The sequence below is a fragment of the Flavobacterium hercynium genome, assembly GCF_002217285.1.
In the GTDB taxonomy this organism is placed as follows: Bacteria; Bacteroidota; Bacteroidia; order Flavobacteriales; family Flavobacteriaceae; genus Flavobacterium; species Flavobacterium hercynium.
Genome location: NZ_MUGW01000035.1, coordinates 1 through 22,325 on the forward strand (window position 1 = coordinate 1; position 22,325 = coordinate 22,325).

25 protein-coding genes are annotated in these 22,325 nt (G+C 33.8%); 22 read left to right on the forward strand and 3 right to left on the reverse strand.

The features are described 5' to 3' along the window. The 5 genes from B0A66_RS16235 to B0A66_RS16255 all read left to right on the forward strand — a co-directional run. The coding region (locus B0A66_RS16235) for a hypothetical protein (protein ID WP_208862596.1) at positions 1-275 on the forward strand (275 nt) is incomplete at its 5' end. Positions 276-628: 353 nt separating this feature from the next. After that, on the forward strand, positions 629-1,309 hold the full coding sequence (locus tag B0A66_RS16240) for a response regulator transcription factor (RefSeq protein ID WP_089050910.1): 681 nt from the start codon (positions 629-631) through the stop codon (positions 1,307-1,309). Further along, a complete protein-coding gene (locus tag B0A66_RS16245; protein WP_089050911.1) occupies positions 1,309-2,685 on the forward strand; it encodes a HAMP domain-containing sensor histidine kinase in 1,377 nt (458 codons plus the stop codon). The genes B0A66_RS16240 and B0A66_RS16245 overlap by 1 nt, the downstream gene beginning before the upstream one ends. Before the next feature lie 194 nt (positions 2,686-2,879). Further along, complete coding sequence (locus B0A66_RS16250; protein WP_089050912.1) at positions 2,880-3,989, forward strand: hypothetical protein; 1,110 nt, start codon at positions 2,880-2,882, stop codon at positions 3,987-3,989. A gap of 452 nt (positions 3,990-4,441) precedes the next feature. Further along, positions 4,442-4,696 carry a hypothetical protein gene (locus B0A66_RS16255; protein WP_089050913.1) on the forward strand — a complete coding sequence of 85 codons (255 nt, stop codon included), beginning with the start codon at positions 4,442-4,444 and terminating at the stop codon, positions 4,694-4,696. Between the two features lie 34 nt (positions 4,697-4,730). On the opposite strand, the gene B0A66_RS16260 is transcribed toward B0A66_RS16255, so the two are convergent. Next, positions 4,731-5,321, reverse strand: coding sequence for a riboflavin synthase (locus B0A66_RS16260; RefSeq protein ID WP_089050914.1), 591 nt, complete (start codon positions 5,319-5,321; stop codon positions 4,731-4,733). A 57-nt stretch (positions 5,322-5,378) separates the two neighbouring features. Between B0A66_RS16260 and pdxA the strand changes: the two genes are divergently transcribed. The 14 genes from pdxA (at position 5,379) to B0A66_RS16330 (ending at position 14,519) form a co-directional block, all read left to right on the forward strand. Continuing rightward, positions 5,379-6,428 (forward strand): 4-hydroxythreonine-4-phosphate dehydrogenase PdxA, encoded by a 1,050-nt coding sequence (gene pdxA, locus B0A66_RS16265; protein ID WP_089050915.1) that lies wholly within the window; start codon positions 5,379-5,381, stop codon positions 6,426-6,428. A gap of 105 nt (positions 6,429-6,533) precedes the next feature. Continuing rightward, entirely contained in the window at positions 6,534-7,076 is a 543-nt protein-coding gene (locus tag B0A66_RS16270) for a YceD family protein (RefSeq protein WP_089050976.1), read from the forward strand. 9 nt (positions 7,077-7,085) lie between these two features. Continuing rightward, positions 7,086-7,280, forward strand: a complete 195-nt coding sequence (gene rpmF / locus B0A66_RS16275; RefSeq protein WP_007137315.1) for a 50S ribosomal protein L32 — start codon at positions 7,086-7,088, stop codon at positions 7,278-7,280. A 173-nt stretch (positions 7,281-7,453) separates the two neighbouring features. Then, on the forward strand, positions 7,454-8,452 hold the full coding sequence (locus B0A66_RS16280; RefSeq protein ID WP_089050916.1) for a beta-ketoacyl-ACP synthase III: 999 nt from the start codon (positions 7,454-7,456) through the stop codon (positions 8,450-8,452). A gap of 23 nt (positions 8,453-8,475) precedes the next feature. Then, positions 8,476-8,964: an acetyl-CoA carboxylase biotin carboxyl carrier protein gene (gene accB / locus B0A66_RS16285; protein ID WP_089050917.1), complete on the forward strand. Its 489-nt coding sequence runs from the start codon at positions 8,476-8,478 to the stop codon at positions 8,962-8,964. Positions 8,965-9,063: 99 nt separating this feature from the next. After that, entirely contained in the window at positions 9,064-10,410 is a 1,347-nt protein-coding gene (gene accC, locus B0A66_RS16290) for an acetyl-CoA carboxylase biotin carboxylase subunit (protein ID WP_089050918.1), read from the forward strand. 307 nt (positions 10,411-10,717) lie between these two features. Continuing rightward, complete coding sequence (locus tag B0A66_RS16295) at positions 10,718-11,014, forward strand: hypothetical protein (protein WP_089050919.1); 297 nt, start codon at positions 10,718-10,720, stop codon at positions 11,012-11,014. Positions 11,015-11,066: 52 nt separating this feature from the next. After that, a complete protein-coding gene (locus B0A66_RS16300; RefSeq protein ID WP_089050920.1) occupies positions 11,067-11,363 on the forward strand; it encodes a hypothetical protein in 297 nt (98 codons plus the stop codon). 61 nt (positions 11,364-11,424) lie between these two features. Next, positions 11,425-11,721, forward strand: a complete 297-nt coding sequence (locus tag B0A66_RS16305) for a hypothetical protein (protein ID WP_089050921.1) — start codon at positions 11,425-11,427, stop codon at positions 11,719-11,721. 51 nt (positions 11,722-11,772) lie between these two features. Then, on the forward strand, positions 11,773-12,057 hold the full coding sequence (locus tag B0A66_RS16310; RefSeq protein WP_089050922.1) for a hypothetical protein: 285 nt from the start codon (positions 11,773-11,775) through the stop codon (positions 12,055-12,057). Between the two features lie 25 nt (positions 12,058-12,082). Beyond that, on the forward strand, positions 12,083-12,379 hold the full coding sequence (locus tag B0A66_RS16315; RefSeq protein ID WP_089050923.1) for a PepSY-like domain-containing protein: 297 nt from the start codon (positions 12,083-12,085) through the stop codon (positions 12,377-12,379). 46 nt (positions 12,380-12,425) lie between these two features. After that, positions 12,426-12,731: a hypothetical protein gene (locus tag B0A66_RS16320; protein ID WP_089050924.1), complete on the forward strand. Its 306-nt coding sequence runs from the start codon at positions 12,426-12,428 to the stop codon at positions 12,729-12,731. A gap of 11 nt (positions 12,732-12,742) precedes the next feature. Beyond that, entirely contained in the window at positions 12,743-13,039 is a 297-nt protein-coding gene (locus B0A66_RS16325; protein ID WP_089050925.1) for a hypothetical protein, read from the forward strand. 130 nt (positions 13,040-13,169) lie between these two features. Beyond that, positions 13,170-14,519, forward strand: a complete 1,350-nt coding sequence (locus B0A66_RS16330) for a sigma-54-dependent transcriptional regulator (RefSeq protein WP_089050926.1) — start codon at positions 13,170-13,172, stop codon at positions 14,517-14,519. Here B0A66_RS16330 and B0A66_RS16335 read toward each other — a convergent pair. Beyond that, on the reverse strand, positions 14,516-16,954 hold the full coding sequence (locus B0A66_RS16335; protein ID WP_089050927.1) for a hybrid sensor histidine kinase/response regulator: 2,439 nt from the start codon (positions 16,952-16,954) through the stop codon (positions 14,516-14,518). The two genes, B0A66_RS16330 and B0A66_RS16335, sit on opposite strands and share 4 nt — an antisense overlap. Before the next feature lie 191 nt (positions 16,955-17,145). Then, the gene (locus B0A66_RS16340; protein ID WP_089050928.1) at positions 17,146-19,047 is read right to left on the reverse strand and encodes a S9 family peptidase; all 1,902 of its coding nucleotides are present in this window, start codon (positions 19,045-19,047) and stop codon (positions 17,146-17,148) included. A gap of 238 nt (positions 19,048-19,285) precedes the next feature. Here B0A66_RS16340 and B0A66_RS16345 point away from each other — a divergent pair, with 238 nt between their 5' ends. From B0A66_RS16345 to B0A66_RS16355, 3 genes are read left to right on the forward strand one after another with little or no spacing between them, the layout of a single operon-like run. Next, on the forward strand, positions 19,286-20,398 hold the full coding sequence (locus B0A66_RS16345; RefSeq protein ID WP_089050929.1) for an NAD(P)/FAD-dependent oxidoreductase: 1,113 nt from the start codon (positions 19,286-19,288) through the stop codon (positions 20,396-20,398). Next, complete coding sequence (gene mtgA, locus B0A66_RS16350) at positions 20,398-21,165, forward strand: monofunctional biosynthetic peptidoglycan transglycosylase (RefSeq protein ID WP_165766628.1); 768 nt, start codon at positions 20,398-20,400, stop codon at positions 21,163-21,165. Before B0A66_RS16345 ends, mtgA begins: the two co-directional genes overlap by 1 nt. Beyond that, positions 21,155-22,099: a lipid A deacylase LpxR family protein gene (locus tag B0A66_RS16355; protein WP_089050930.1), complete on the forward strand. Its 945-nt coding sequence runs from the start codon at positions 21,155-21,157 to the stop codon at positions 22,097-22,099. The genes mtgA and B0A66_RS16355 overlap by 11 nt, the downstream gene beginning before the upstream one ends. Positions 22,100-22,325: the final 226 nt, after the last annotated feature.

Genomic DNA, 22,325 nt, shown 5'->3' on the forward strand with positions numbered 1-22,325 from the left:
ACAATAAACTAGTTTATTGTTTTACAAATGTGCAGTATTATGAATCTCTAGTGTTTATGAGTTTTAATGACAAAGAATATCTTTATTTGTATCCTCATTATTATGGTCGTGTTGGCCCATATATATGGTACGGATTAGGAACCTTGATTGAAATTAAAAAGACTCCAATCATAAAAGAAAAGATAGATCATTTCGATGAAGAAGAACTTGATCAGGCAATTAAATTCAAGAAGTATAAATTAAAAACAACAACAAAAATAGCGTGTAAAAGCTAATTTTTATTCATAAAGCAAGGCTCAACTTATTGGTTGAGCCTTTTCTTTTTTTGAACATCCCGATTTCCTAACAGGTTTCCAAAACCTGTTAGGTATAAAATTAATACAGCTTTCATTCAAAAATTAAATCTTCTAAATTACGATTAAGCAATTCTAATTTTTAAACCACTCCGAAAAAAAAAAGTCTCCATTAGTGGAAAAAATAAAATCTTCAGGTTTTGTTCTAGCTATCTGTAGCGCATGTGGCTGTTAAATAAATGTTTATTTCTTGTTAAAGAATGCTAAAAGCTAAAATAAATACTATTTATTTAAAAAATATTAGCCAATGTTGATGATTATAAGACCAAAGAAATATGCGTATATTGATAGTAGAAGATGACAGCCGAATCGCTAAATTGATTTCCCGAGGATTAGAAGAAAATGATTTTGAAACAACAATTGCCTATGATGGAATGCAGGCCATAACGTTGTTAAGGCAAATTAGTTTTGATTTGCTAATTACCGATATTATCTTACCTCAAATGGATGGTGTCGATTTGTGTAAACAAATTAGAAACGTTAATCAGGATATTCCGGTTTTAATGCTCAGTGCTTTAGGAGAAATTGACAATAAAATGAGGGGTTTCGATGCCGGAGCAGATGATTATATTGTGAAACCTTTTGAGCTCAGAGAGTTGGTGGCGCGTATAAGAGTGCTGCTTAAAAGAAACAGTAATGCCGGCAAGTCGATGGGGAGTACATTGGTTTATGATGATCTGACCTTGTGCTTAGATTCTAAAATTGTAAAAAGAAACGAGCAGAATATCAATTTAACCCCAAAAGAATTTAAACTGCTTGAATACATGTTGCGCAATGCAGAGCGAGTACTTTCTCGAAATGAAATTGCCGAAAACGTCTGGAAGATTGCTCATGATACCGGAACGAACTTTATTGATGTGTATATAAATTATTTAAGAAAAAAAATCGATAAAGAATTCGATCGAAAATTAATTCATACCCGTGCGGGATTAGGTTTTATCTTAAGTAAAGACTAATGAAAATAAGAACACGTCTAACGCTTATTTACTTGTTTAATACGATCCTTATTTTACTCACTTTTTCATTTTTTGTGTATCATTCAGAAAAGACAAACAGAGAAAAAGAATTCTTTATACTCTTAGAAAAAGAGGCTTATTCCAGAGCCAGGATTTTTTTTAACAAGCAGATAATCCCTGAAATACAGCAACAATTTTATCACAACAACAGGAAATTTATCCCCGATGCAAAAGTTGCTATATACAAAACAGATCTTCAGCTTATTTATCATGATACAGTAAAGTCCGATGTTTTAAAAGAGCATAAGCTGATGCTTAAAAACTTTTATGAAGGAGTAGAAAATTATTCAGTCGAAGATGGAAGACAATTAGTAGGAGTTCGCTATAATGTTGGTGATAAAAATTATATTGTTACTGCAATCGCGTACGATGAATACGGTTTGAATAAATTGAGATACTTAAAAGAGAATATCATTAAATACTTTCTGATTTCGATTGTATTCATTTTAGTGGTTGGTCATTATTTTTCAGATAGTGCGTTTGCATTAATTAGAGAAATCATAAAAGATGTCAAGAATATTTCGGCATCGAATCTGCACTCGAGATTGAAAGTAAAAAAAAGCAAAGACGAATTGTTTGAGTTGACCCAAACATTTAACAAAATGTTAGATCGCTTAGAAGATTCTTTTATGGCACAAAAACACTTTGTTGCCAATACTTCCCATGAACTCAGAACGCCGCTTACCAGATTATCCGGTGAATTAGAGATTGCATTGCAAAAGAAACGAAAGAAGAAAGAGTACGTAACAGTTTTGCAAGTCCTTTTTAATGATACTCAAAAATTAATCAGACTTACGAATAGTTTGCTCAGTTTAGCCAAAGTTAGTGGTGATAATTCTGAGCTTTCTTTTGGTGCTGTCAGGATTGATGAAGTTCTGTTAGATGTGCAATATCAGGTTCAGCAAAAAAATGAAGCGTATCAGGTTTGTATTAGTTTTGAAAAGGAAATGGAGAACGAATGCGAAGTAATGGTTTATGGTAATGAAGAATTACTGCAAATCGCTTTTTTAAACATAGTAGAGAATAGTTGCAAATTCTCTCCAGATAGAAAAGCAGAGGTTACGATATCAAAAACGTTGCAGGGAATCGAATTGTGTTTTTCTGATAAGGGAATAGGAATAGCACAGGAAGATTTAAAAGCTGTTTTTACTCCTTTCTACAGAGGAAATAACAGGTATTTTGCCGAAGGGAGCGGAATAGGTCTTGCGCTTACGCAAAAAATAATAAAGTTGCATAAAGGTGCTATAAAAGTAGATTCACAACTACAAATAGGAACGATATTTACCATAACCATGCCTTGGACTTACAAGGTATAATAAGGTTTTATTTCTTTTTCTAATTTTTTTCTAATTTTTTTTTATAGGATTTCTAATACAGTTGCTTTGGGTAATTAGGCATCTTTGTTTGAACAAGTTAAAACAAAACTTTGTAAGAGGTTAATATTTTTATTTGTTTAAAGGGATAAGCCGAAACCCTCAAAAGTAGGTATAACTAAAAAAACCAAAAAAATATGAAAAGAAAAATTACCAGTTATTATTTATTAGTGGTTATTGCGTCGTCATTATTAGTGTCGTGTAGTAATGATGAGGAAGTTACGCCAGTAAATAGCGAAATTCCTAAAGAAAAAAAGTTTGAAAATGTTGTTCTTGAAAAAACTACATTAAGAGAGTTGGGTTTTAATTCTATTGAAGAATTTCTGGCGAGTGAAATGGTTAAAGAAAAATTAAGTGTGACACCTACTGCTTCGCAAAAAAAATCAACAACTGGAAAATCAGCTGGTTTTTATGTTCCCGGAGAACCTACCTTTGGAGCAGATGCTGGATCAAATTCTGGATCAAATTCTGGATCAGGTGAAAATTTTAAGCAAAGAGAATTAATGACCTCTGCTCAAGTAGAGCAATTGCATCTAGGTCATTCGAAAATAAAAGAGCTCTATAAATTAAATGGAAATACACCAGATGGAGTTACGATTAATAAATTTACAACCAGGGGTGCGTTTTCAGAATATAATCTTTCTGACGAATATGGCTGGTATACTTATGTACAAGCTGGAAGTCCTAAAGTAACTGAATTAGACAGGTTAAAAGAGGATGATTATCATGTATATAAATTTCAAGTTTATAATTATAGTAGCGTAGACGATAGTGCTTGGCGTACTTTTGGTTACAGTAAAGGAACTACTATTTCTACTAGTATAAGTTTTTCAACAGGTTTAAATGTTAAAGGAACGTTAGGAGTTGAAGGTGTTGCTTCTGCGAGTGTTGAGCGCACTTTTCAACTTACTCTTGGTGCTGAATATTCTCAATCAACTATTGTGAATCACGAGGAAAGATATGTTGCTACATTACCTGCTCATTCTAAAAGGACGATATATGTTATTCAAAGAAAGATAAAAAGTCAGTTTGAATATAAGGTTCCAGTGGTAATTGATGGCTTAGTGGGGGTTAATTTTGCAAAAAAAGTAAATGGTCATTATTTTTGGAGTCTTCCTGCTTCGTGGTTAATGCAAGGTAAGGATATGGCTGAGTTAGGAGACATATTTGTTAATGAATATTTTGATATAACAATTTATGGAGGGCCAGACGAGAAAATAACTGATCCTTTGCCTTTTGACAAATAATTTATAGCGTAAAATGAGCAATTGATTTTTTAATATTATTGCTAGTCGAAAAAAGACCGAGTTGGATTATGTTAATCTAACTCGGTTTTTGGTTGTAATAATTTGTAAGTTAATAATTATAATTTAACGCAAAATACAAACGTTATATAATTTAAAATAAGTACTTTAGATTTTAATTTAAAAATTTGTGCTGTTTAGTGAAAACTACAAAATGAAATTGTACGTAAATTAAGAAGACAAGAGGGTATAAAATAGTAATAAGTAAGACTTATTACCACTGTAAAAAAAATAGCAGTTTATTACAAAGGTTTTTTTATTTAAAAAATTGTAATTGTGTGAAAATCTTATACATTTGCCAAATAATTAAGTGTAAAGACTTGTTTTTGTGCGAATTATAGTAGTGATCAATAAATTTAACAACCTACCTTGTTGTATTTCAACATGTTAAAATTATGAAAAGAATAAAATCCGTTTTTTTAGTATTTTTTGTATCCTTGATTTTTGTATCAAGTTTCGCTGCCGCTCCAACTCCGCCGGAGCCAATGACGTCTCAAGCTGTATCAGCTGCAGCATGTGATGATTGTCCGCCGCCGCCGCCGCCGAAAGATACACCTATTAATGCAAACATAATTTTATTGCTGGTTGGAGGATTAACTCTCGGAATGTCTGTTATATATAAAAATAAAACAAAAAAAGCTTTAATTTAATTAAAGCTTTTTTTGTGTCTGGTTTATTTCTTCTTTATTTGTTAATGGAGTAAAGACGTGAAATGTATTTACCCACAACATCAAATTCCAGATTTACTTTTGTTCCCGTTTTGAAGTTTTTGAAATTGGTATTTTCAAAAGTATAAGGAATAATAGAAACGCTAAACTGATCTGTTTTAGAGTTTACTACAGTAAGACTTACTCCGTTTACCGTTATCGATCCTTTTTCAATAGTAATATTGTTTAAGCTTTTGTCATACTCAAAAGTATAATTCCAGCTGCCATGAGCTTCCTCAATAGCGATACAGGTAGCCGTTTGGTCTACGTGACCTTGTACAATATGTCCGTCAAGGCGATCACCAAGCTTCATTCCTCTTTCCAGATTTACAATATCGCCCTCTTTCCAGTCACCAATATTGGTTTTTAAAATTGTTTCCTCAATAGCCGTTACGGTATAGAAAGAATCTTTTATAGCGACAACTGTTAAGCATATTCCGTTATGCGAAACACTTTGGTCGATTTTTAATTCGTTTGTAAAAGCAGACGCTACTGTAACATGCAGATTGTTTTGATCTTTTCGTATTTCATGAACCCTTCCCAGGGTTTCTATAATTCCTGTAAACATTGTTGTTTTATTTTACTAAATTTGCACATCAAAATTACTAATAAATAATTTGAGCTCATGAGTAAAAAGGCAGAAAATATAATTGTTGGAATTTCTATAGGAGATTTAAACGGTATTGGAAGCGAAGTTATAGTAAAAACATTCGAAGATCCTCGCATGTTAGAACTGTGTACGCCGGTTATTTTCGCAAATGCCAAAATACTTTCCTTTGTTAGAAAGAGCTTTCCTTCGACAGTTCAATTTCATGGAATTGATAAATTAGATCAAATTGTACCGGGAAAAGTCAATGTGTTTAATCTTTGGAGAGAAGGCGTTGATATTAATTTAGGGAAAAATGACGAAAAAATAGGAGCTTATGCTATTAAATCTTTCGTAGCAGCGACCAAAGCTTTAAAAGAAGATTTGATAGATGTTTTGGTAACGGCACCTATTAATAAATACAATATTCAGTCAGACGATTTTAAATTTCCGGGACATACTGATTACCTTGATCAGGAATTAGAAGGAAATGCTTTGATGATGATGGTTCAGGACAACTTAAGAGTTGGTTTGCTAACAGATCATGTGCCCTTAAATGAAGTAGCTTCTCATTTAACAGAAGAGCTTATTGTTCGAAAAATAGAAACGATACGAAAATCCTTAATAGAAGATTTTAGTATTGTGAAGCCAAAAATTGCAGTTTTAGGACTAAATCCACATTGTGGAGACGGCGGCGTTATCGGAAAAGAAGATGATTTGGTTTTGAAACCGGCATTAAAGAAAATTTTTGACGGAGGAACAATGGTTTTTGGACCTTTTCCTGCTGATGGCTTTTTTGGAAGCGGTCAGTACGAAAAATACGATGCTGTTGTGGCAACTTACCACGATCAGGGATTGATTCCGTTCAAAACATTGTCGTTTGGAAAAGGTGTTAACTACACAGCAGGTTTAAATAAGGTACGAACATCTCCGGATCACGGAACAGCCTATGATATTGCAGGAAAAGATATGGCAGATTTCAATTCATTTAAAGAAGCTGTATATCTGGCAATTGACGTTTTTCGTTCCCGAAATGTGTACGAAGAGATCAGTAAAAAACCTCTTAAAATAAAAGAAAAACAGTTATAAACAAAAAAAGGTGAATAAGATTATTAGTTTTATAATAATTTTATATCTTTGCACCCCAATTCAGATATCTATATTTAGATGTGAATGAGGCAAATTGATGTTGAAATGAGCAAAACAAAAGAATTTTTAATTCCATTTATTGGGTTAAAGCTAGGAAAACACCATTTTGAGTATCAAATAAGTAATACGTTCTTTACGAACTTTGATTACGATGAATTTCAAAGTTCAGATATCAAAGTGAGTTTGGTTTTAGATAAGAAAAGCAACATGTTAGAGTTGGAATTCAAACACAAAGGAACTGTAAATGTACCTTGTGATCTAACAAGCGAAGATTTTGATTTACCATTGAAGGGTAAAATGAAATTGATTGTTCGTTTTGGAGATGAATTCAATAATGATAACGAAGAGTTACTGATCTTACCACACGGAGAGCATGAAATAGATGTAGCACAATACATTTATGAAATGATTGCACTTTCGGTACCATTAAAAAGAATTCATCCAGGAGTGTTAGACGGAAGTTTACAGACAGAAGCCTTAACAAAACTAAATGAGTTAACAGTAAAAGAACAAAAAGAAGAGAGTAAACAAGAAGAAGATATTGACCCGCGCTGGGATAAATTAAAGAAACTATTAACGGATAAATAATATAGTAAAATGGCACATCCTAAGAGAAAAATCTCGAAAACAAGAAGAGATAAGAGAAGAACACATTACAAAGCTACTGTAGCTCAAATCGCTACATGTCCTATTACTGGAGAAGCGCATTTATACCACAGAGCTTACTGGCATGAAGGTAAAATGTATTACAGAGGGCAAGTTGTTATCGATAAATCTGTAGCGGTTGCTTAATACGTTTTTGTAAATGATACTGGAACTCTCACATAGTGAGAGTTTTTTTTGTTGGTTATAATTTTCTTTTTTTAAGAAATTATCTACAAATTAATTTCGTTTTTTTTTGTAATTTTCAAGTCTTTTAAAAATTTTTCGAATACGCTGTATTTGAAAGGAAATAATAAAATATAATGAATACAATCACAGCCGCAATAACCGCTGTTGGAGCCTATGTTCCGGATTATGTACTTTCAAACAAAGTACTGGAAACTATGGTCGATACTAATGACGAGTGGATTACCACCCGTACAGGAATCAAAGAAAGAAGGATTCTAAAAGATACTGATAAAGGAACATCGTTTCTTGCTATAAAAGCAGCTCAGGATCTAATTGCTAAAGCCAATATTGATCCTTTAGAAATTGATATGATTATTATGGCAACAGCAACAGCTGATATGCCAGTAGCAGCAACAGGAGTTTATGTTGCAACAGAAATTGGTGCTACAAATGCTTTTGCATACGATTTGCAGGCAGCATGTTCTAGTTTCTTATATGGTATGTCTACCGCTGCAGCTTATGTGCAGTCAGGACGTTACAAAAAAGTATTACTAATTGGTGCAGATAAAATGTCATCGATTGTAGATTATAAGGACAGAGCAACTTGTATTATTTTTGGAGATGGAGCGGGTGCCGTTTTATTCGAACCAAATAACGAAGGCTTAGGTCTGCAAGACGAATACTTGCGAAGTGATGGTGTAGGACGCGATTTTCTTAAAATTCCTGCCGGAGGTTCTCTAATACCTACTACAGAAGAGACCGTAAAAAACAGACAGCACAATATTATGCAGGACGGTAAAACCGTTTTTAAATATGCAGTAACCAATATGGCTGATGCAAGTGAATTGATCTTAAAAAGAAATAACCTGACGAATGAAGATGTTAATTGGTTAGTTCCGCATCAGGCAAACAAACGTATCATCGATGCTACTGCCAGCAGAATGAACCTTGAAGATTCAAAAGTATTAGTAAATATTGAAAAATATGGCAATACTACTTCAGCAACGTTACCATTAGTGTTAAATGACTTTGAACACTTATTCAAAAAAGGAGATAATATTATTTTTGCCGCTTTTGGTGGAGGATTCACTTGGGGATCTATTTACCTAAAATGGGCTTACGATAAAAAATAAATTAAAACTAAAAACGAATCATTATGGATTTAAAAGAAATTCAAAACCTAATCAAATTTGTAGCAAATTCGGGAGTTGCAGAGGTAAAGTTAGAAATGGATGATGTAAAAATCACGATTAGAACAACTTTAGAAGGAAACGTTACTGAAACTACTTATGTACAACAATTACCTGCTCAGGCTGCATTGCCACAAGCAGTTGCTCCTCAACAAGCAGCGCCAGTAGTTGTAAACGTAAATAATGAAGCTACAGCTGCTGCTGAAGATTCGAAATATATTACTATAAAATCACCAATCATTGGAACTTTTTATAGAAAACCATCTCCGGACAAACCAGTATTTACTGAAGTAGGAAGTACTATTGCTAAAGGTGATGTTCTTTGTGTTATTGAAGCAATGAAATTATTTAACGAAATTGAATCAGAAGTTTCAGGTAAAATTGTAAAAATTCTAGTAGACGATATGTCTCCTGTAGAATTTGATCAGCCTTTATTCTTAGTTGATCCATCATAATTTTAGATCGTTAGATTGTTAGATTTTCAGACTTTTTTGAAAGTGTTTAAAATCTAATCATCCAATTGTCTAATTATCTAATTATCTAATTTTAAAAAGATGTTTAAAAAAATATTAATTGCGAATAGAGGAGAAATTGCACTTCGTGTAATTCGTACATGTAAAGAGATGGGAATCAAAACTGTAGCAGTTTACTCTACAGCTGATGCAGAAAGTCTACATGTTAAGTTTGCTGACGAAGCGGTCTGTATTGGTCCTCCTCCAAGTAACTTATCGTATTTGAAAATGTCAAATATTATTGCAGCTGCAGAAATTACAAATGCAGATGCAATTCATCCAGGATATGGATTTCTTTCAGAGAATGCTAAATTCTCTAAAATTTGTCAGGAACACGGAATCAAATTTATTGGTGCTGCCCCTGAAATGATTGATAGAATGGGAGATAAAGCTTCTGCAAAAGCAACAATGAAAGCGGCAGGAGTTCCATGTGTACCAGGTTCAGACGGATTATTAGAGTCTTTTGAGCAAACACAAAAATTAGCTAAAGAATTTGGTTACCCGGTAATGCTTAAAGCTACTGCTGGTGGTGGTGGAAAAGGAATGCGTGCGGTTTGGAAAGAAGAAGAACTATTGAAAGCATGGGAAAGTGCGCGTCAGGAAGCTGCTGCTGCATTTGGAAATGACGGAATGTACATGGAGAAACTTATTGAAGAACCACGTCATATCGAAATTCAGGTAGTTGGAGATTCTTACGGAAAAGCATGTCACCTTTCTGAAAGAGATTGTTCTGTACAACGTCGTCACCAAAAACTGACTGAAGAAACACCTTCGCCTTTCATGACAGACGAATTACGTACTGCAATGGGAGCGGCGGCTGTAAAAGCAGCAGAGTTTATTAAATATGAAGGAGCTGGAACTGTAGAGTTTTTAGTAGACAAACACAGAAACTTCTATTTCATGGAAATGAACACCCGTATTCAGGTAGAGCACCCAATTACGGAACAAGTAATTGATTACGATTTAATTCGTGAGCAAATTATGGTAGCAGCCGGAATTCCAATTTCAGGTAAAAACTATTTACCGGAATTACACGCTATCGAATGTCGTATCAATGCCGAAGATCCTTATAATGATTTTCGCCCTTCACCAGGAAAAATTACGACACTTCACATGCCAGGAGGTCACGGAGTACGTTTAGATACTCACGTATATTCTGGTTATACTATTCCTCCAAATTACGACTCAATGATTGCGAAGTTAATTACGACTGCACAATCACGTGAAGAAGCAATAAGCAAAATGCGCAGAGCTTTGGATGAATTTGTAATCGAAGGTGTGAAAACTACAATACCTTTCCACAGACAATTAATGGATGATCCAAGATACATTGCAGGAGATTATACTACTGCATTTATGGATACTTTTAAGATGAATCCAATAGAATAATACTAAGGCTGCCTTTTTAGGTAGCCTTTTTTAGTTTTTACAATATTTAAAACCCGATAAGTTGATAAAACTTGTCGGGTTTGTTTTTTTTTAAAACACCTCCAGGTAACACAATTGTGTTTACTTTTTACACACTATTTCAGTGAATTACACACTTTTTTCAATTTTTCAATTTTGGCATAATATGTCCTAATCTATTATAAAATAAGCTTTTAAAGGGTTATTCGGGTCTATATTCGATTACGGCATAATAATTTCATTATCTAAAGCGTAAACAACTATTAACAATTTTAAATATATACACGTTATGAAAAATTTATTTTTATCAGCCGCAATCGTTTTGGGAAGTTTAACAACATTTGCTTCTACTTCACCAATATCTAATACAATCGTAAAATCTATTTCTATTGTAGAAGAATATACTGAAATTCAACTTTCAGAAGTACCAGCTCCAATTAATGAAGCTTTGAAAAAAGCATATCCGGATGCTGTAATTGACAAAGCATACAAAAATGAAAAAGCAGAGTATAAAATTGAAATCACAGTAGGAGACAAAGTAGGTTCTCTTTACGCTAATGCAGATGGAAGCTGGATTAAAAAATAATCCAATAGCAAATATTCAATTTTACAATACTAATTAACTAAATACAACTATTATGAAAAATTTATTTTTATCAGCCGCAATCGTTTTGGGAGGTCTAACAACATTTGCTTCGACTTCACCAGTTTCAAATACAATCGTTAACACAATTTCTTTTCAGGAAGAATATACTGAAGTAAAAGTTGTAGAAGTTCCTGTAGCAATTACAGATGCACTTAAAAAAGCATACCCGGATGCAATCCTTACGAAAGCATTCAAAAATGCAAAATCAGAATATAAATTAGAGGTTACAGTAGGAGACAAAGTAGGTTCTCTTTATGCTAATGCAGATGGATCTTGGATTAAAAAATAGGCATTAGATAATCTAAGACAGTAATCAAAAAATTATTCGAATTAACCAAAAAACTATTATTATGAAAAATTTATTTTTATCAGCCGCAATCGTATTGGGAGGTTTTACAGCAGTTGCTTCAACTTCGCCAATTTCAAATACAATCGTAAACACAATTCCTTTTCAGGAAGAATATACTGAAGTACAACTTTCAGAAATACCTGCTCCTATCACAGAAGCGCTTAAAAAAGCGTATCCGGATGCAGTAGTTACAAAAGCATATAAAAATGCAAGTTCACAATATAAGCTGGATGTTACCGTTGGAGATAAAGTAGGTTCTCTTTTCGCAAACGCAGATGGATCTTGGATCAAGAAATAATCTGTCTGGTAACAGTCTAATTTATTAAATAACAATTTAAAATTTACTATTATGAAAAAGTTAATCTTATCAGTGGCAATCGTTTTAGGAGGTTTGTCAATGCACGCAGGAACTACTGATGAAACAAATCAATCAGTAGTAAAATTTCAGGATGATTATAAAGAAGTAGATGCTGTTCCGGCAGCAATCAAAACTTCACTAGATAACGAATATCCAGGTGTTAAACTTGAAAAAGCGTATGTAAACGCTAAAAAGGAATATAAAATTGAGATCAGTGTAAGAGATGTAAAATCTGTTGTGTACACAGATGTTCAGGGTAAAATCCTTAAAAAGTAATTTAATCCTTTAAAAACATAATACTATGAAAAAGCTAATTTTATCAGCTGCAATTCTTTTGGGAGGTTTAACCGCTCAGGCAGCAACAAGTACAGAGGTAATAGTTAAGACACAAACAGTTGTGGCGCAAGACGGATTTACTGAAGTTACATTAGATGCTGTTCCGGCAGCAGTGAAGTCAACTGTTGAAAAATCTTTTCCGGGTACGAAATTAGAAAAAGCGTACAAAAACGATAAGAACGAGTTCAAATTAGAAATCGCAACAGGCGACAAAAAGTATACTGTATTTACAGATGCTTCAGGAAACATTATCAAAAAATAATCCTTAATTTTATCAGCTAATAGTAATTAAAAAAAATCTATTCATTATGAAAAATTTAATCTTATCAGCTGTTATTATTTTAGGAGGTTTATTTATGAATGCAGAAGCTGCAACAGCAGAGAAGTCAATTTCGGCTGTTGTTAGTTTTCAGGATACATATAAAGAGATTAAACCTGAAGCGCTTCCTGCAGAGGTAAAAGCTACTCTGAAAGAGTCTTTTCCAAATGCAAAGCTTTTAAAAGCTTATGTTAATGCAAAAAAGCAATATAAATTAGAATTAAATTCTGGAGGAGAGCTTGATAGACACTTTGTTTTCACGGATGCAAAAGGAGTTATCGCCGAGAAATTTTAAAAAAAGAAATTATGAAAAAATTAATGTTATTGACAGTTATTGCTTTTAGTAGTATGTCAACTTATGCGATTTCAACTCCGGCTGCTAACCATGTACAAAGTGTTGCGAATGTTCAGAATGACTATACAGAAGTAAGTGTTGAAGCTGTTCCGGCAGCCATCAAAACTGCTTTGCAAACTGCTTATCCAGGTGTAAAACTGGAGAAAGCGTATGTAAATGAAAAAAAAGAATACAAATTAGATATATCAGTTGGTGACCAAAAGGCTACTGTGTATTCAGATGTCAATGGCAATTGGTTGAAAATATAATTAGGTGAATTAGATTTATGTTTTGGTAAAAAAGAGATTGTTGTCCGACAATCTCTTTTTTTTTGCAAAATTTTGTGAAAATAAAACTTTAATAGTGTTAATTTAGCAAAAAAGACTACTACACGAAATAATGCCAAAGATACTACTAATAGAAGACGATATTTCATTTTGCAAATTGTTAGAAAAATTTCTAATTAAGAAAGCCTATGAAGTAACTATCGCATTTTCAGCAGCCGAAGCAAGATTAGCCATCAAAAAAGAATCGTTTGATTTGATTTTGACAGATCTTCGTTTGCCTGATTCTGACGGTATCGTTTTAATGTCTGAAATTAAGAGTTCTTTTCCGCAAACACCCGTTATATTGATGACTGGTTATTCTGATGTAAATACGGCCGTAAAAGCGATCAAAAACGGTGCATCAGATTATATTTCGAAACCGTTTAATCCGGATGAGGTTTTGCTCGTAATTACGAATGCACTGCAAGCCGAACAAATTGAAGAGAAAGAACAAGCCCCTGTCAAAGGAAAAAAAGCCGTTAAAAAGCAAGCTAGCGCTGAAAACGAATTTGTAAAAGGTATTTCGGTAGCTTCAAAAAAATTACTCGATCATATTCAGCTGGTAAGTCCTACGGATATGTCGGTTCTAATTATTGGTGAAAGTGGAACAGGAAAAGAAATCATTGCAAAAAGCATTCACCAGCAGAGTAATAGAAAAGACAATAATTTTATTGCAGTCGATTGTGGAGCCATTCCAAAAGAATTGGCAGCAAGTGAATTCTTCGGTCACTTAAAAGGATCTTTCACAGGAGCTATTAGCGATAAAATGGGTTATTTTGAGGCTGCTAACGGAGGAACACTGTTTTTAGATGAAATAGGAAATCTTTCGTATGAAAATCAGATACAGTTGCTGCGTGCGCTTCAGGAACGAAAAATCAAACCTGTTGGAAGCAATAAAGAAATAGATGTTGATATTAGAATTATTACGGCAACCAACGAAGATTTAAGAGGAGCAGTAAGCAACGGAGATTTTCGTGAAGACTTATACCACAGGATCAACGAATTTTCGATTCAGTCACCATCTCTTACCGAGAGAGAAGAAGATTTAATGGTTTTCGCTGATTATTTTTTAGAAAAAGCCAATCAGCAGCTTAATAAAGATATCATTGGATTTTCTCCGGAAGTGGTAACGATTTTTCAAAACTACAATTGGCCCGGAAATTTACGTGAACTTCAAAATTGCGTAAAACGTGCTACTTTATTATCACGAGGAAATTTTATCGAAAGCGATGTTTTGCCTGCAGAATTTTTTCAGATTCAAAAACAAAACACAAGAGGTGACTTTTCTTTATCAGAAAACGAAAAAGAAGCTATTATTCATGCCTTATCAAAAGCACAGAATAACAAATCTGAGGCAGCAAAACTACTTAAGATCACCAGAAAAACACTTTACAATAAGCTTAAGCAATACAATATAGACTAAGCGATTTCTTGTTTCAATGATTTGAAAAGTACTTTTGTTTGGGTTTTTAAACTATCGTACATGTTGTCCAGATCATCGTTTTCAAATTCGTTACGCTCTAAATCCTTTAATATTTTACCAATTTCATTTGCTTGTATTTGCTTAAACATTGGCGCAATTCTGTGTGCAATTGCATTTATTTCAGCGATATTTCTTTCTGCTATCGCTTTTTTCATAAATACCAGATTTTCTTTAGTGCTGTCTATAAACGATCTTATAACGTCGTGCAACGCAACGGTATCATTTCCTAAAAATTCTTTCAGCGTATCCAGTGAATACAGTTTTGAAGATAAAACTTCCTCATCGTCCTGTATGTTGATACTTGGTATTGCTTCATTTTCAATAATATGATGAATGGTTTCCAATAATACTTTAGGAGAATAAGGTTTTTTGATAACAGTTGTAAAACCAGCTTCGGTATAAACCGAAAAATCCAGATCAGTACGTCCTGTAAGCGCTATTATAGGCTGGTTCTTGTAAGTTGAATTTTTAGCTTTTCGCAGATTTTCAACAAACATAAAACCATCCATTTCCGGCATTTGTATGTCTGTAATAATAAAATCAAAAGGAGTTTGTATAATAACTTCTAATGCTTTTGCTGCACGGTCAAAAGATAATACCTGATGTTTTTCCTGTTTTAAAACACCGCTTGTAAGGTTTAGTAAATTGATATCATCATCAATTACAATAAAAGTGTAAGTGTTGTTATTTACAAAAGTTGTTGTTTTAGTTTCTGAAACCGAATTGTCACTCGTATCAAACAATAACGGAAGCGTGATTTCAAATGTACTTCCTTTTCCGTACGTACTTTCAAGTTGCAATGAACCTCCCAAAATGGAAATTATTTTCTGGCATATCGATAATCCAAGACCTGTTCCTCCGTATTTTTTTTCAATGTTTTCATTGGCTTGTGCAAATTCTTCAAAGACCAGTTTTTGATTTTCTTTTTCAATACCAATTCCGCTATCTTCGATCGTAATCACAAAAGAGTTGTTGTCTGCAGAATAAGCACTTATTTTTATAAAACCTTTTTCGGTAAACTTATACGCGTTACCAATTATATTGGTCAGAATCTGTTTTAAACGAAACGGATCTCCAACAATTTTACTGTTTAGTTTATCATCAATATTAATAATAAGATCGATGTTTTTATTCTTGTAAACCGTTTGTATGTTTTTAGCCGTATCATTTACAATTTCAGGCATTGAAAAAGGTACTTTTTCAATCGTAATTTTCCCTGCTTCAATTTGAGAGAAATCCAATAAATCCTGCACCAGCTGTGTAATGTATTCGGATGAGTTTTTGATGTTCTTAACGAAATACGATTGCTTCGGATTTACATCAGAATTATTCAGCAGTTCCGTGTAACCCACAATTGTACTCAAAGGTGTTTTTAAATCGTGACTTACCGTCGAAATCAGCTGTTCGCGGCTTTTTAGTAAATTCTTAGTTTTGAAATTGGCAATTTCCAATTGTTTTTTATACAAATTAGATTTAGAATAATCGCTGACAATTAAAACAGAAAAAAACAATGTTAGAATCAAACCAGCAATTGCCGAAGCCGTTACGATATCATTTACTTTTTTAAGTGATTTTTCTTTTAAGGAATTGTTCTTTATAGAATTAATGATAATCTCTCTTTCGATAATGCGAAGTACTTTACGAAGCTGTTCCGAGATGGCGATTTCATTTTTAAGTAATTTGTTCTCTTCGAAATTCAACGATTCTTTTTTCTTTTCCGCCTTTAGTTTTACATTATTAAGGAGCTTTTTAGAGTTCGCTAAAATAGAATCCGATGCTTGTTTACTCAGCGTATTAGTACTGTCATCAGGAATATTCTGATTGAGGTAATCAACATATTTTTGCAATACATTACGCTGGTAACTTCCTAGATCATTTGGGTTTTGAGTAAAATCCTGCAATTCAAGCTTTCGAAGTTTAAATTCCATTTTGGTAATTTCGTCAATAGCCGTATTTACAGATACTTCATCATCTGCCTTATTCTTTATGGTTTTAAGCTGTCTGATGTTCTCTGTTTTCTCGGATAAAAAGTAGGTAACACTATCCAGTAAAACTTTCTGATATTCTGTAGTAACAATTTGTTTGAGAGTATCGATTCTGGCTTTTAGAGAATCAGTTTCGTTGAGGTAACTTTTAAAGTCGCTTTCAGAATTGGTCTGAATTGTTTTTCGGGCTAAACTTTCTGTTTTGTAAACATTGGAAAAAAGTTTACTAACGCGTAAAATTTTAGTTTTTTCGTGCGCAATCTTATCTTCCAGTTTATTGTAAACCACATTTTCAGAATACAAAAACCAACCAACGGTAACAACTAAGCCCAGTAATGCAATATAACTGAAAAGCACTTTAATAGGCATATAACTTTTTTTACTCTCCATATATAATTGCTGAAAATTGGCTGTCTATTTTACATTCGAAATTGGCGCAATTTATTTAAAATTTTCCTATTTAATCCTATAAAACAAAACCATTATGTTATATAATTTGAATTGAAAGTTACAAAAAAGCCACAGACTCTAAAACGAAATGTTCTAAGAATCTGTGGCTTATACTGTTTTATATGTTGTGACTATAATGTTTCTTTTAACCATTTAAAAAATTCACCTTGCCAAACCTGCGCATTTTGTGGTTGTAACACCCAGTGATTTTCTTCAGGAAAATAAACAAATCTGCTTTTGATTCCTCTAAGCTGAGCAGCCTGAAAAGCTTCTTGTCCTTGCCCGATTGGTACACGGTAATCTTTTCCTCCCTGATAGATTAAAATAGGTTTGTTCCATTTTTCTACCATAGTTGCCGGATTAAAAGTAGTGTAGGCTTTTTGCGCTACAGCATTGTCTTTTTCCCAGTAAGCACCACCAAAATCCCAGTTGTTAAAGAAAACTTCTTCAGTAGTTCCTAACATACTTACCGTGTTAAAAACACCATCGTGAGCGATAAACGTTTTAAAACGGTTGTTGTGAATTCCGGCTAAATAAAACACAGAATATCCACCATAACTTGCACCTACGCAACCTAAACGGCTTTTGTCTACATAATTTTCTTTGGCAACATCATCAATCGCAACAAGATAATCATCCATCACTTGTCCACCCCAGTCTTTGCTGATTTTTTCATTCCATTCTACACCGTGACCAGGCATTCCGCGACGGTTTGGTGCTACAACAACATAACCTTGAGAAGCCATTAATTGAAAATTCCAACGGAACGAATAACTTTGCGTCAAAGCAGATTGAGGTCCGCCTTGGCAATACAATAAAGTTGGGTATTTTTTAGCAGGATCAAAGTTAGGAGGTAATATAACCCAAACGAGCATTTGTTTGCCATCTGTAGTTTTTACATAACGTTTTTCTGTTTTGCTTAACGCTAATGTTTTATACGTTTCTGTATTTACATTCGAAAGCTGAGTCCAAGTATTTTTCTTCAAATTATAAGAGAAAATCTCTGAAGCATGATTCATATCTGATCTTGTTGCGATAATATTATCACCAGCAAAACCAACTAAATCATTCACGTCAAAATCACCTTTTGTAAGCTGACGAACCTGAATTGCAATTCGTGTTACACCCGGAAAGTTAACCGTAAAAAGTTGTTTCGTTCCGTCAACAGGAGCAACAAAATATACATTTTTACCATCTTTACTCCAGATAAAATTATCTACAGTTCCATCCCAATTCGCTGTTAAGTTCGTTTTGATGCCTTTAAATTCAACAATAATGTCATTTTTATCCGCTTCATAACCGTCACGCTTCATTTGCAGCCAGCTCAAATTTCCTGTTGGAGAAAATTGCGGTGCCATATCGTAACCTAAATTGTCTTCGGTTCTGTTTGTAGTTTTTTGAGTTTCTAAGTTGTACTCATAAATATTGGTGTTGGTAGAAATTGCATAATCTGTACCTGCTTTTTTCTTGCACACATACAAAATGCTTTTTCCATCAGGCGACCAGATATAATCTTCATCACCGCCAAATGGTTTTTGCGGGCTATCAAAATTTTCTCCTTTTAAGATGTCGATTCCAACAGCATCAGTTTTATTTTCTTTATAAAAAACGTGATTAAATTTTCCTTCATTCCAGGTATCCCAATGACGGTAATCAAGACCATCGTAAATTTGAGCATCAGATTTAGTTAGTTTTGGATAAAAATCTTTCCCCAGAACTTTGTCAATTTTCACCTCTTCATTGTACACTAAAAATTTTCCGTCAGGCGAAATGTTTTTATCTTTTAAAAGGTCTTTTGTATTGGTTACTTCTGTCGCATTTCCTCCATTTACAGGAATCGTGTAAAACTTAGAATGTGATTTGTTCTCTTCTATTGAAGGAGTAGAAACCTTAAAAACTACATTCTTTTCATCTTTTGAAAGTCCGAGTGCGCTCACTCTTCCTAATTTCCATAACAATTCCGGAGACATCACATTTTGTCCGATAGCGTTTAAACTCATCATTATTAGGGTTGTAAATAATACTTTTTTCATAATATAATTCTAATATTCGTGAGGCTAAAAATACAACTTTTAAAACACATCTTTTAAATTCCAAATTCCAATTATTGTTAAAGTTTTTTTAGCAAATTCATAATTCAAGTCTTATTTAAAAGTTTTCTGCCACGAATTCACGAATTTTTAAAAAGTAATTTATGAATTGTTGACTTATGAAAATTCAAGACAGCGGTTTTGAATTTAAAAAAATCTTATTTTTATAAAAAATTGACGGATGGAATTAAGTTACTGGGAACTTAAAAATTGGTTCACAAATGTTGATTATACCATTGTAGGCAGTGGCATCGTGGGATTACATGCAGCATTGCGCTTACGCGAAAGATTTCCGGCCTCGAAAATTCTGGTGTTAGAAAAAGGAATGCTTCCGCAAGGCGCCAGTACCAAAAATGCCGGTTTCGCTTGTTTCGGAAGTCTGTCTGAAATTATAGATGACCTTAAAACCCATTCAGAAGATGATGTAGTGCAATTGGTAGAGAAGCGCTGGAAAGGTTTGCAATTGCTCCGAAAAAGATTAGGCGATGCTGCCATAGATTTCAAACCGCATGGTGGATATGAACTTTTTTTGAAAGAAGACGAAAGAGGTTTTAACGATTGCATAGCACGATTACCCTTTATCAATGAGATTCTAAAACCACTTTTTAAAACCGATGTATTTACCAAAGAAGTAGATCGATTTGGATTTGAAAACATTCAGGAATATCTCATTTTTAATCCGTTTGAAGCACAAATTGATACAGGAAACATGATGCAGGAATTACTGAAACAGGCAATCGCTGCTGATATTCTTATCCTGAATCAGCAAACGGTAACCTCTTATGCCGATTTAGGCAACCAAGTTGAAATTGTGCTCAGCGATTTTAGTTTTAAATCAAAGAAAATATTCTTCGCCACCAATGGTTTTGCCAATACGCTGACCAATGGTGCTGTACAACCGGCAAGAGCACAGGTTTTGATTACAGAACCAATTCCGAATCTTGACATCAAAGGAACCTTTCATTTAGACAGAGGCTATTATTATTTTAGAAATATCGGCGATAGAATTTTGCTTGGAGGAGGTAGAAATCTTGATTTTGAAGCCGAAAAAACAACTGAATTTGGACAGACCAAAATTGTGCAAAATAAATTGGAGGATTTACTTAAAAATGTAATTTTACCGAATCAAGATTTCCAGATCGCCCATCGTTGGAGTGGTATCATGGGAGTGGGAAACAGTAAAACGCCTGTTGTCTCGCAATTGTCTGAAAACGTGTTTTGTGGAGTACGTTTAGGAGGAATGGGAGTTGCAATAGGAAGTTTAATAGGAACAGAATTAGCAGATTTAATATAATGGCAACCAAAAAACCAGCACCAAAAAAAGCACCCGCAAGTAAACCAAAACAACCCGCTAAAAAGAAATCACGTTCTTTTGGGGATAAAGTGAAATGGTTTTTTATAAAATTAATGTTATGGTTCTTCGGACTTTCGATTGGCTCTGTCATATTTTTTAAATACATCCCGGTTCCATTTACGCCATTGATGTTAATTCGTGCTATCGAAAATAAATTGGGAGGTAAAGAAGTTTATTTTGATCATGACTGGGAACCAATCGAAAAGATTTCGATGAATTTGCAAAAAGCTGTCATCGCCAGTGAAGACGGAACTTTCCTGAAACACAATGGTTTTGATTTTAAAGCACTTCAGAAAGCATATAAAAGCAACGAACGTGGTCGCAGAATTCGTGGCGGAAGTACCATTTCGCAGCAAACAGCCAAGAATGTATTTTTATGGCAGGGAAAAAGTTATTTGCGTAAAGGTCTGGAAGCGTATTTTACCGTTTTAATCGAATTGATTTGGGGTAAAGAACGTATCATGGAAGTGTACTTAAACAGCATCGAAATGGGAGATGGGGTTTACGGAGCGTATGCCGCTACAGAACATTGGTACCGTCGCGATGCTTCGAGTTTAACACCAATGCAAGCTGCCGGAATTGCGGCTATTTTACCAAATCCGAGAAAGTTTAAAGCAACAGGATCTTCCAGTTACATAAACAGAAGAAAAGAAAGAATCGTTCGTGAAATGCGTTTCGTTGGAAAAATAAATTACGATGGGAAGTAAAAAAGTTCTCTTCGTCTTCTTGCTTCTCACAACGCTGACCTTTGGGCAGGGAAGGACTTCTGAGATTGGATTCATTACTGATAATGATTTATACACATCCTCTAAAAACGATATGTATTACACCAACGGATTGGAGCTCTTTTACCGATTTCTGTCTAAAAATGACAACGAAAAGATCAGCAAAAAAATCACCGAATTTCGAGTTGGACAATATATTTATAATCCAAGGTACATTAATTTTGCAGCACGCGATATAAACAATCGTCCTTTCGCGGGTTACTTGTTTGCAGAGGCTGGTCGTGGCTATTTTTATAAAAGTGAATCCATTTTAAAAACAGATTTCCAATTAGGTTACATGGGACCCAATGCTTTTGGAGAAGAGATGCAGGAAACCTTTCATAAAACAATTGGATATAAGAAAGTGTATGGCTGGGAGAATCAGGTTACAAATGCTTTAGCAGTTCAGGTACATGTATTGTACTCCAAGAAATTATTCCCAAACAAACACAATGACTTTGTAGATTTGCATTTTCAGTCCGAAGCTAATTTAGGAACTATTTTTACAGGCGTTTCTACAGGATTTCTAAGCAGAATTGGTTTTAAAAAATTACTTCCTGTTTACGATTCGAACCTGCATGATGCCTCAGTAAGTGCAATACCACAATCGAATATCAGAGAATTTTACTTTTACGCAATGCCAAGTGTTAATTATCAATTGTATGATGCTACAATAGAAGGAAGTTTATTTAATGATAAAAGCCCAGTAACTTTCGATTTGATTCCGCTTCGCTTTAATGCAGAATTTGGCTTAAAGTACAGACATAATAATTGGAACCTTTCGTATTCTTTTATCTATCACGGCAAGGAACTGAAAAGTCATGATATGACCGGATCTTTTTACGGTTCAATACGTTTAGGGTATTTGTTGAAGTAACACGATTGAATAAAATAAATTATAATAATCCAAAGTTAGTGTGACGCTTGCTTTGGATTTTTTTGTTTTCTTTTTTGAATTGAATTATGATTTTTTTCTTGAAAATAGGTATCAGCTTCAATTTTAGTGTAATAAGTTGTTGCTTGATGATTCTGGTAGTATTTATATCTGTCACATAAACAATAGTTTAAGATTTTTGCCAGGAGTAAATAACGATAAGTAAAAT

Excerpts from the sequence above, each read along its gene's own strand:
- B0A66_RS16355 (WP_089050930.1), top strand. The coding sequence starts at position 21,155 with ATGGGAAGTAAAAAAGTTCTCTTCGTCTTCTTGCTTCTCACAACGCTG.
- mtgA (WP_165766628.1), top strand. The coding sequence starts at position 20,398 with ATGGCAACCAAAAAACCAGCACCAAAAAAAGCACCCGCAAGTAAACCA.
- B0A66_RS16320 (WP_089050924.1), top strand. The coding sequence starts at position 12,426 with ATGAAAAATTTAATCTTATCAGCTGTTATTATTTTAGGAGGTTTATTT.
- B0A66_RS16305 (WP_089050921.1), top strand. The coding sequence starts at position 11,425 with ATGAAAAATTTATTTTTATCAGCCGCAATCGTATTGGGAGGTTTTACA.
- B0A66_RS16260 (WP_089050914.1), bottom strand. The coding sequence starts at position 5,321 with ATGTTTACAGGAATTATAGAAACCCTGGGAAGGGTTCATGAAATACGA.
- B0A66_RS16280 (WP_089050916.1), top strand. The coding sequence starts at position 7,454 with ATGAATACAATCACAGCCGCAATAACCGCTGTTGGAGCCTATGTTCCG.
- B0A66_RS16300 (WP_089050920.1), top strand. The coding sequence starts at position 11,067 with ATGAAAAATTTATTTTTATCAGCCGCAATCGTTTTGGGAGGTCTAACA.
- B0A66_RS16240 (WP_089050910.1), top strand. The coding sequence starts at position 629 with ATGCGTATATTGATAGTAGAAGATGACAGCCGAATCGCTAAATTGATT.
- pdxA (WP_089050915.1), top strand. The coding sequence starts at position 5,379 with ATGAGTAAAAAGGCAGAAAATATAATTGTTGGAATTTCTATAGGAGAT.
- B0A66_RS16345 (WP_089050929.1), top strand. The coding sequence starts at position 19,286 with ATGGAATTAAGTTACTGGGAACTTAAAAATTGGTTCACAAATGTTGAT.
- B0A66_RS16330 (WP_089050926.1), top strand. The coding sequence starts at position 13,170 with ATGCCAAAGATACTACTAATAGAAGACGATATTTCATTTTGCAAATTG.
- B0A66_RS16315 (WP_089050923.1), top strand. The coding sequence starts at position 12,083 with ATGAAAAAGCTAATTTTATCAGCTGCAATTCTTTTGGGAGGTTTAACC.
- accB (WP_089050917.1), top strand. The coding sequence starts at position 8,476 with ATGGATTTAAAAGAAATTCAAAACCTAATCAAATTTGTAGCAAATTCG.
- B0A66_RS16325 (WP_089050925.1), top strand. The coding sequence starts at position 12,743 with ATGAAAAAATTAATGTTATTGACAGTTATTGCTTTTAGTAGTATGTCA.
- B0A66_RS16335 (WP_089050927.1), bottom strand. The coding sequence starts at position 16,954 with ATGGAGAGTAAAAAAAGTTATATGCCTATTAAAGTGCTTTTCAGTTAT.
- B0A66_RS16295 (WP_089050919.1), top strand. The coding sequence starts at position 10,718 with ATGAAAAATTTATTTTTATCAGCCGCAATCGTTTTGGGAAGTTTAACA.
- accC (WP_089050918.1), top strand. The coding sequence starts at position 9,064 with ATGTTTAAAAAAATATTAATTGCGAATAGAGGAGAAATTGCACTTCGT.
- rpmF (WP_007137315.1), top strand. The coding sequence starts at position 7,086 with ATGGCACATCCTAAGAGAAAAATCTCGAAAACAAGAAGAGATAAGAGA.
- B0A66_RS16340 (WP_089050928.1), bottom strand. The coding sequence starts at position 19,047 with ATGAAAAAAGTATTATTTACAACCCTAATAATGATGAGTTTAAACGCT.
- B0A66_RS16245 (WP_089050911.1), top strand. The coding sequence starts at position 1,309 with ATGAAAATAAGAACACGTCTAACGCTTATTTACTTGTTTAATACGATC.
- B0A66_RS16255 (WP_089050913.1), top strand. The coding sequence starts at position 4,442 with ATGAAAAGAATAAAATCCGTTTTTTTAGTATTTTTTGTATCCTTGATT.
- B0A66_RS16310 (WP_089050922.1), top strand. The coding sequence starts at position 11,773 with ATGAAAAAGTTAATCTTATCAGTGGCAATCGTTTTAGGAGGTTTGTCA.
- B0A66_RS16270 (WP_089050976.1), top strand. The coding sequence starts at position 6,534 with ATGAGCAAAACAAAAGAATTTTTAATTCCATTTATTGGGTTAAAGCTA.
- B0A66_RS16250 (WP_089050912.1), top strand. The coding sequence starts at position 2,880 with ATGAAAAGAAAAATTACCAGTTATTATTTATTAGTGGTTATTGCGTCG.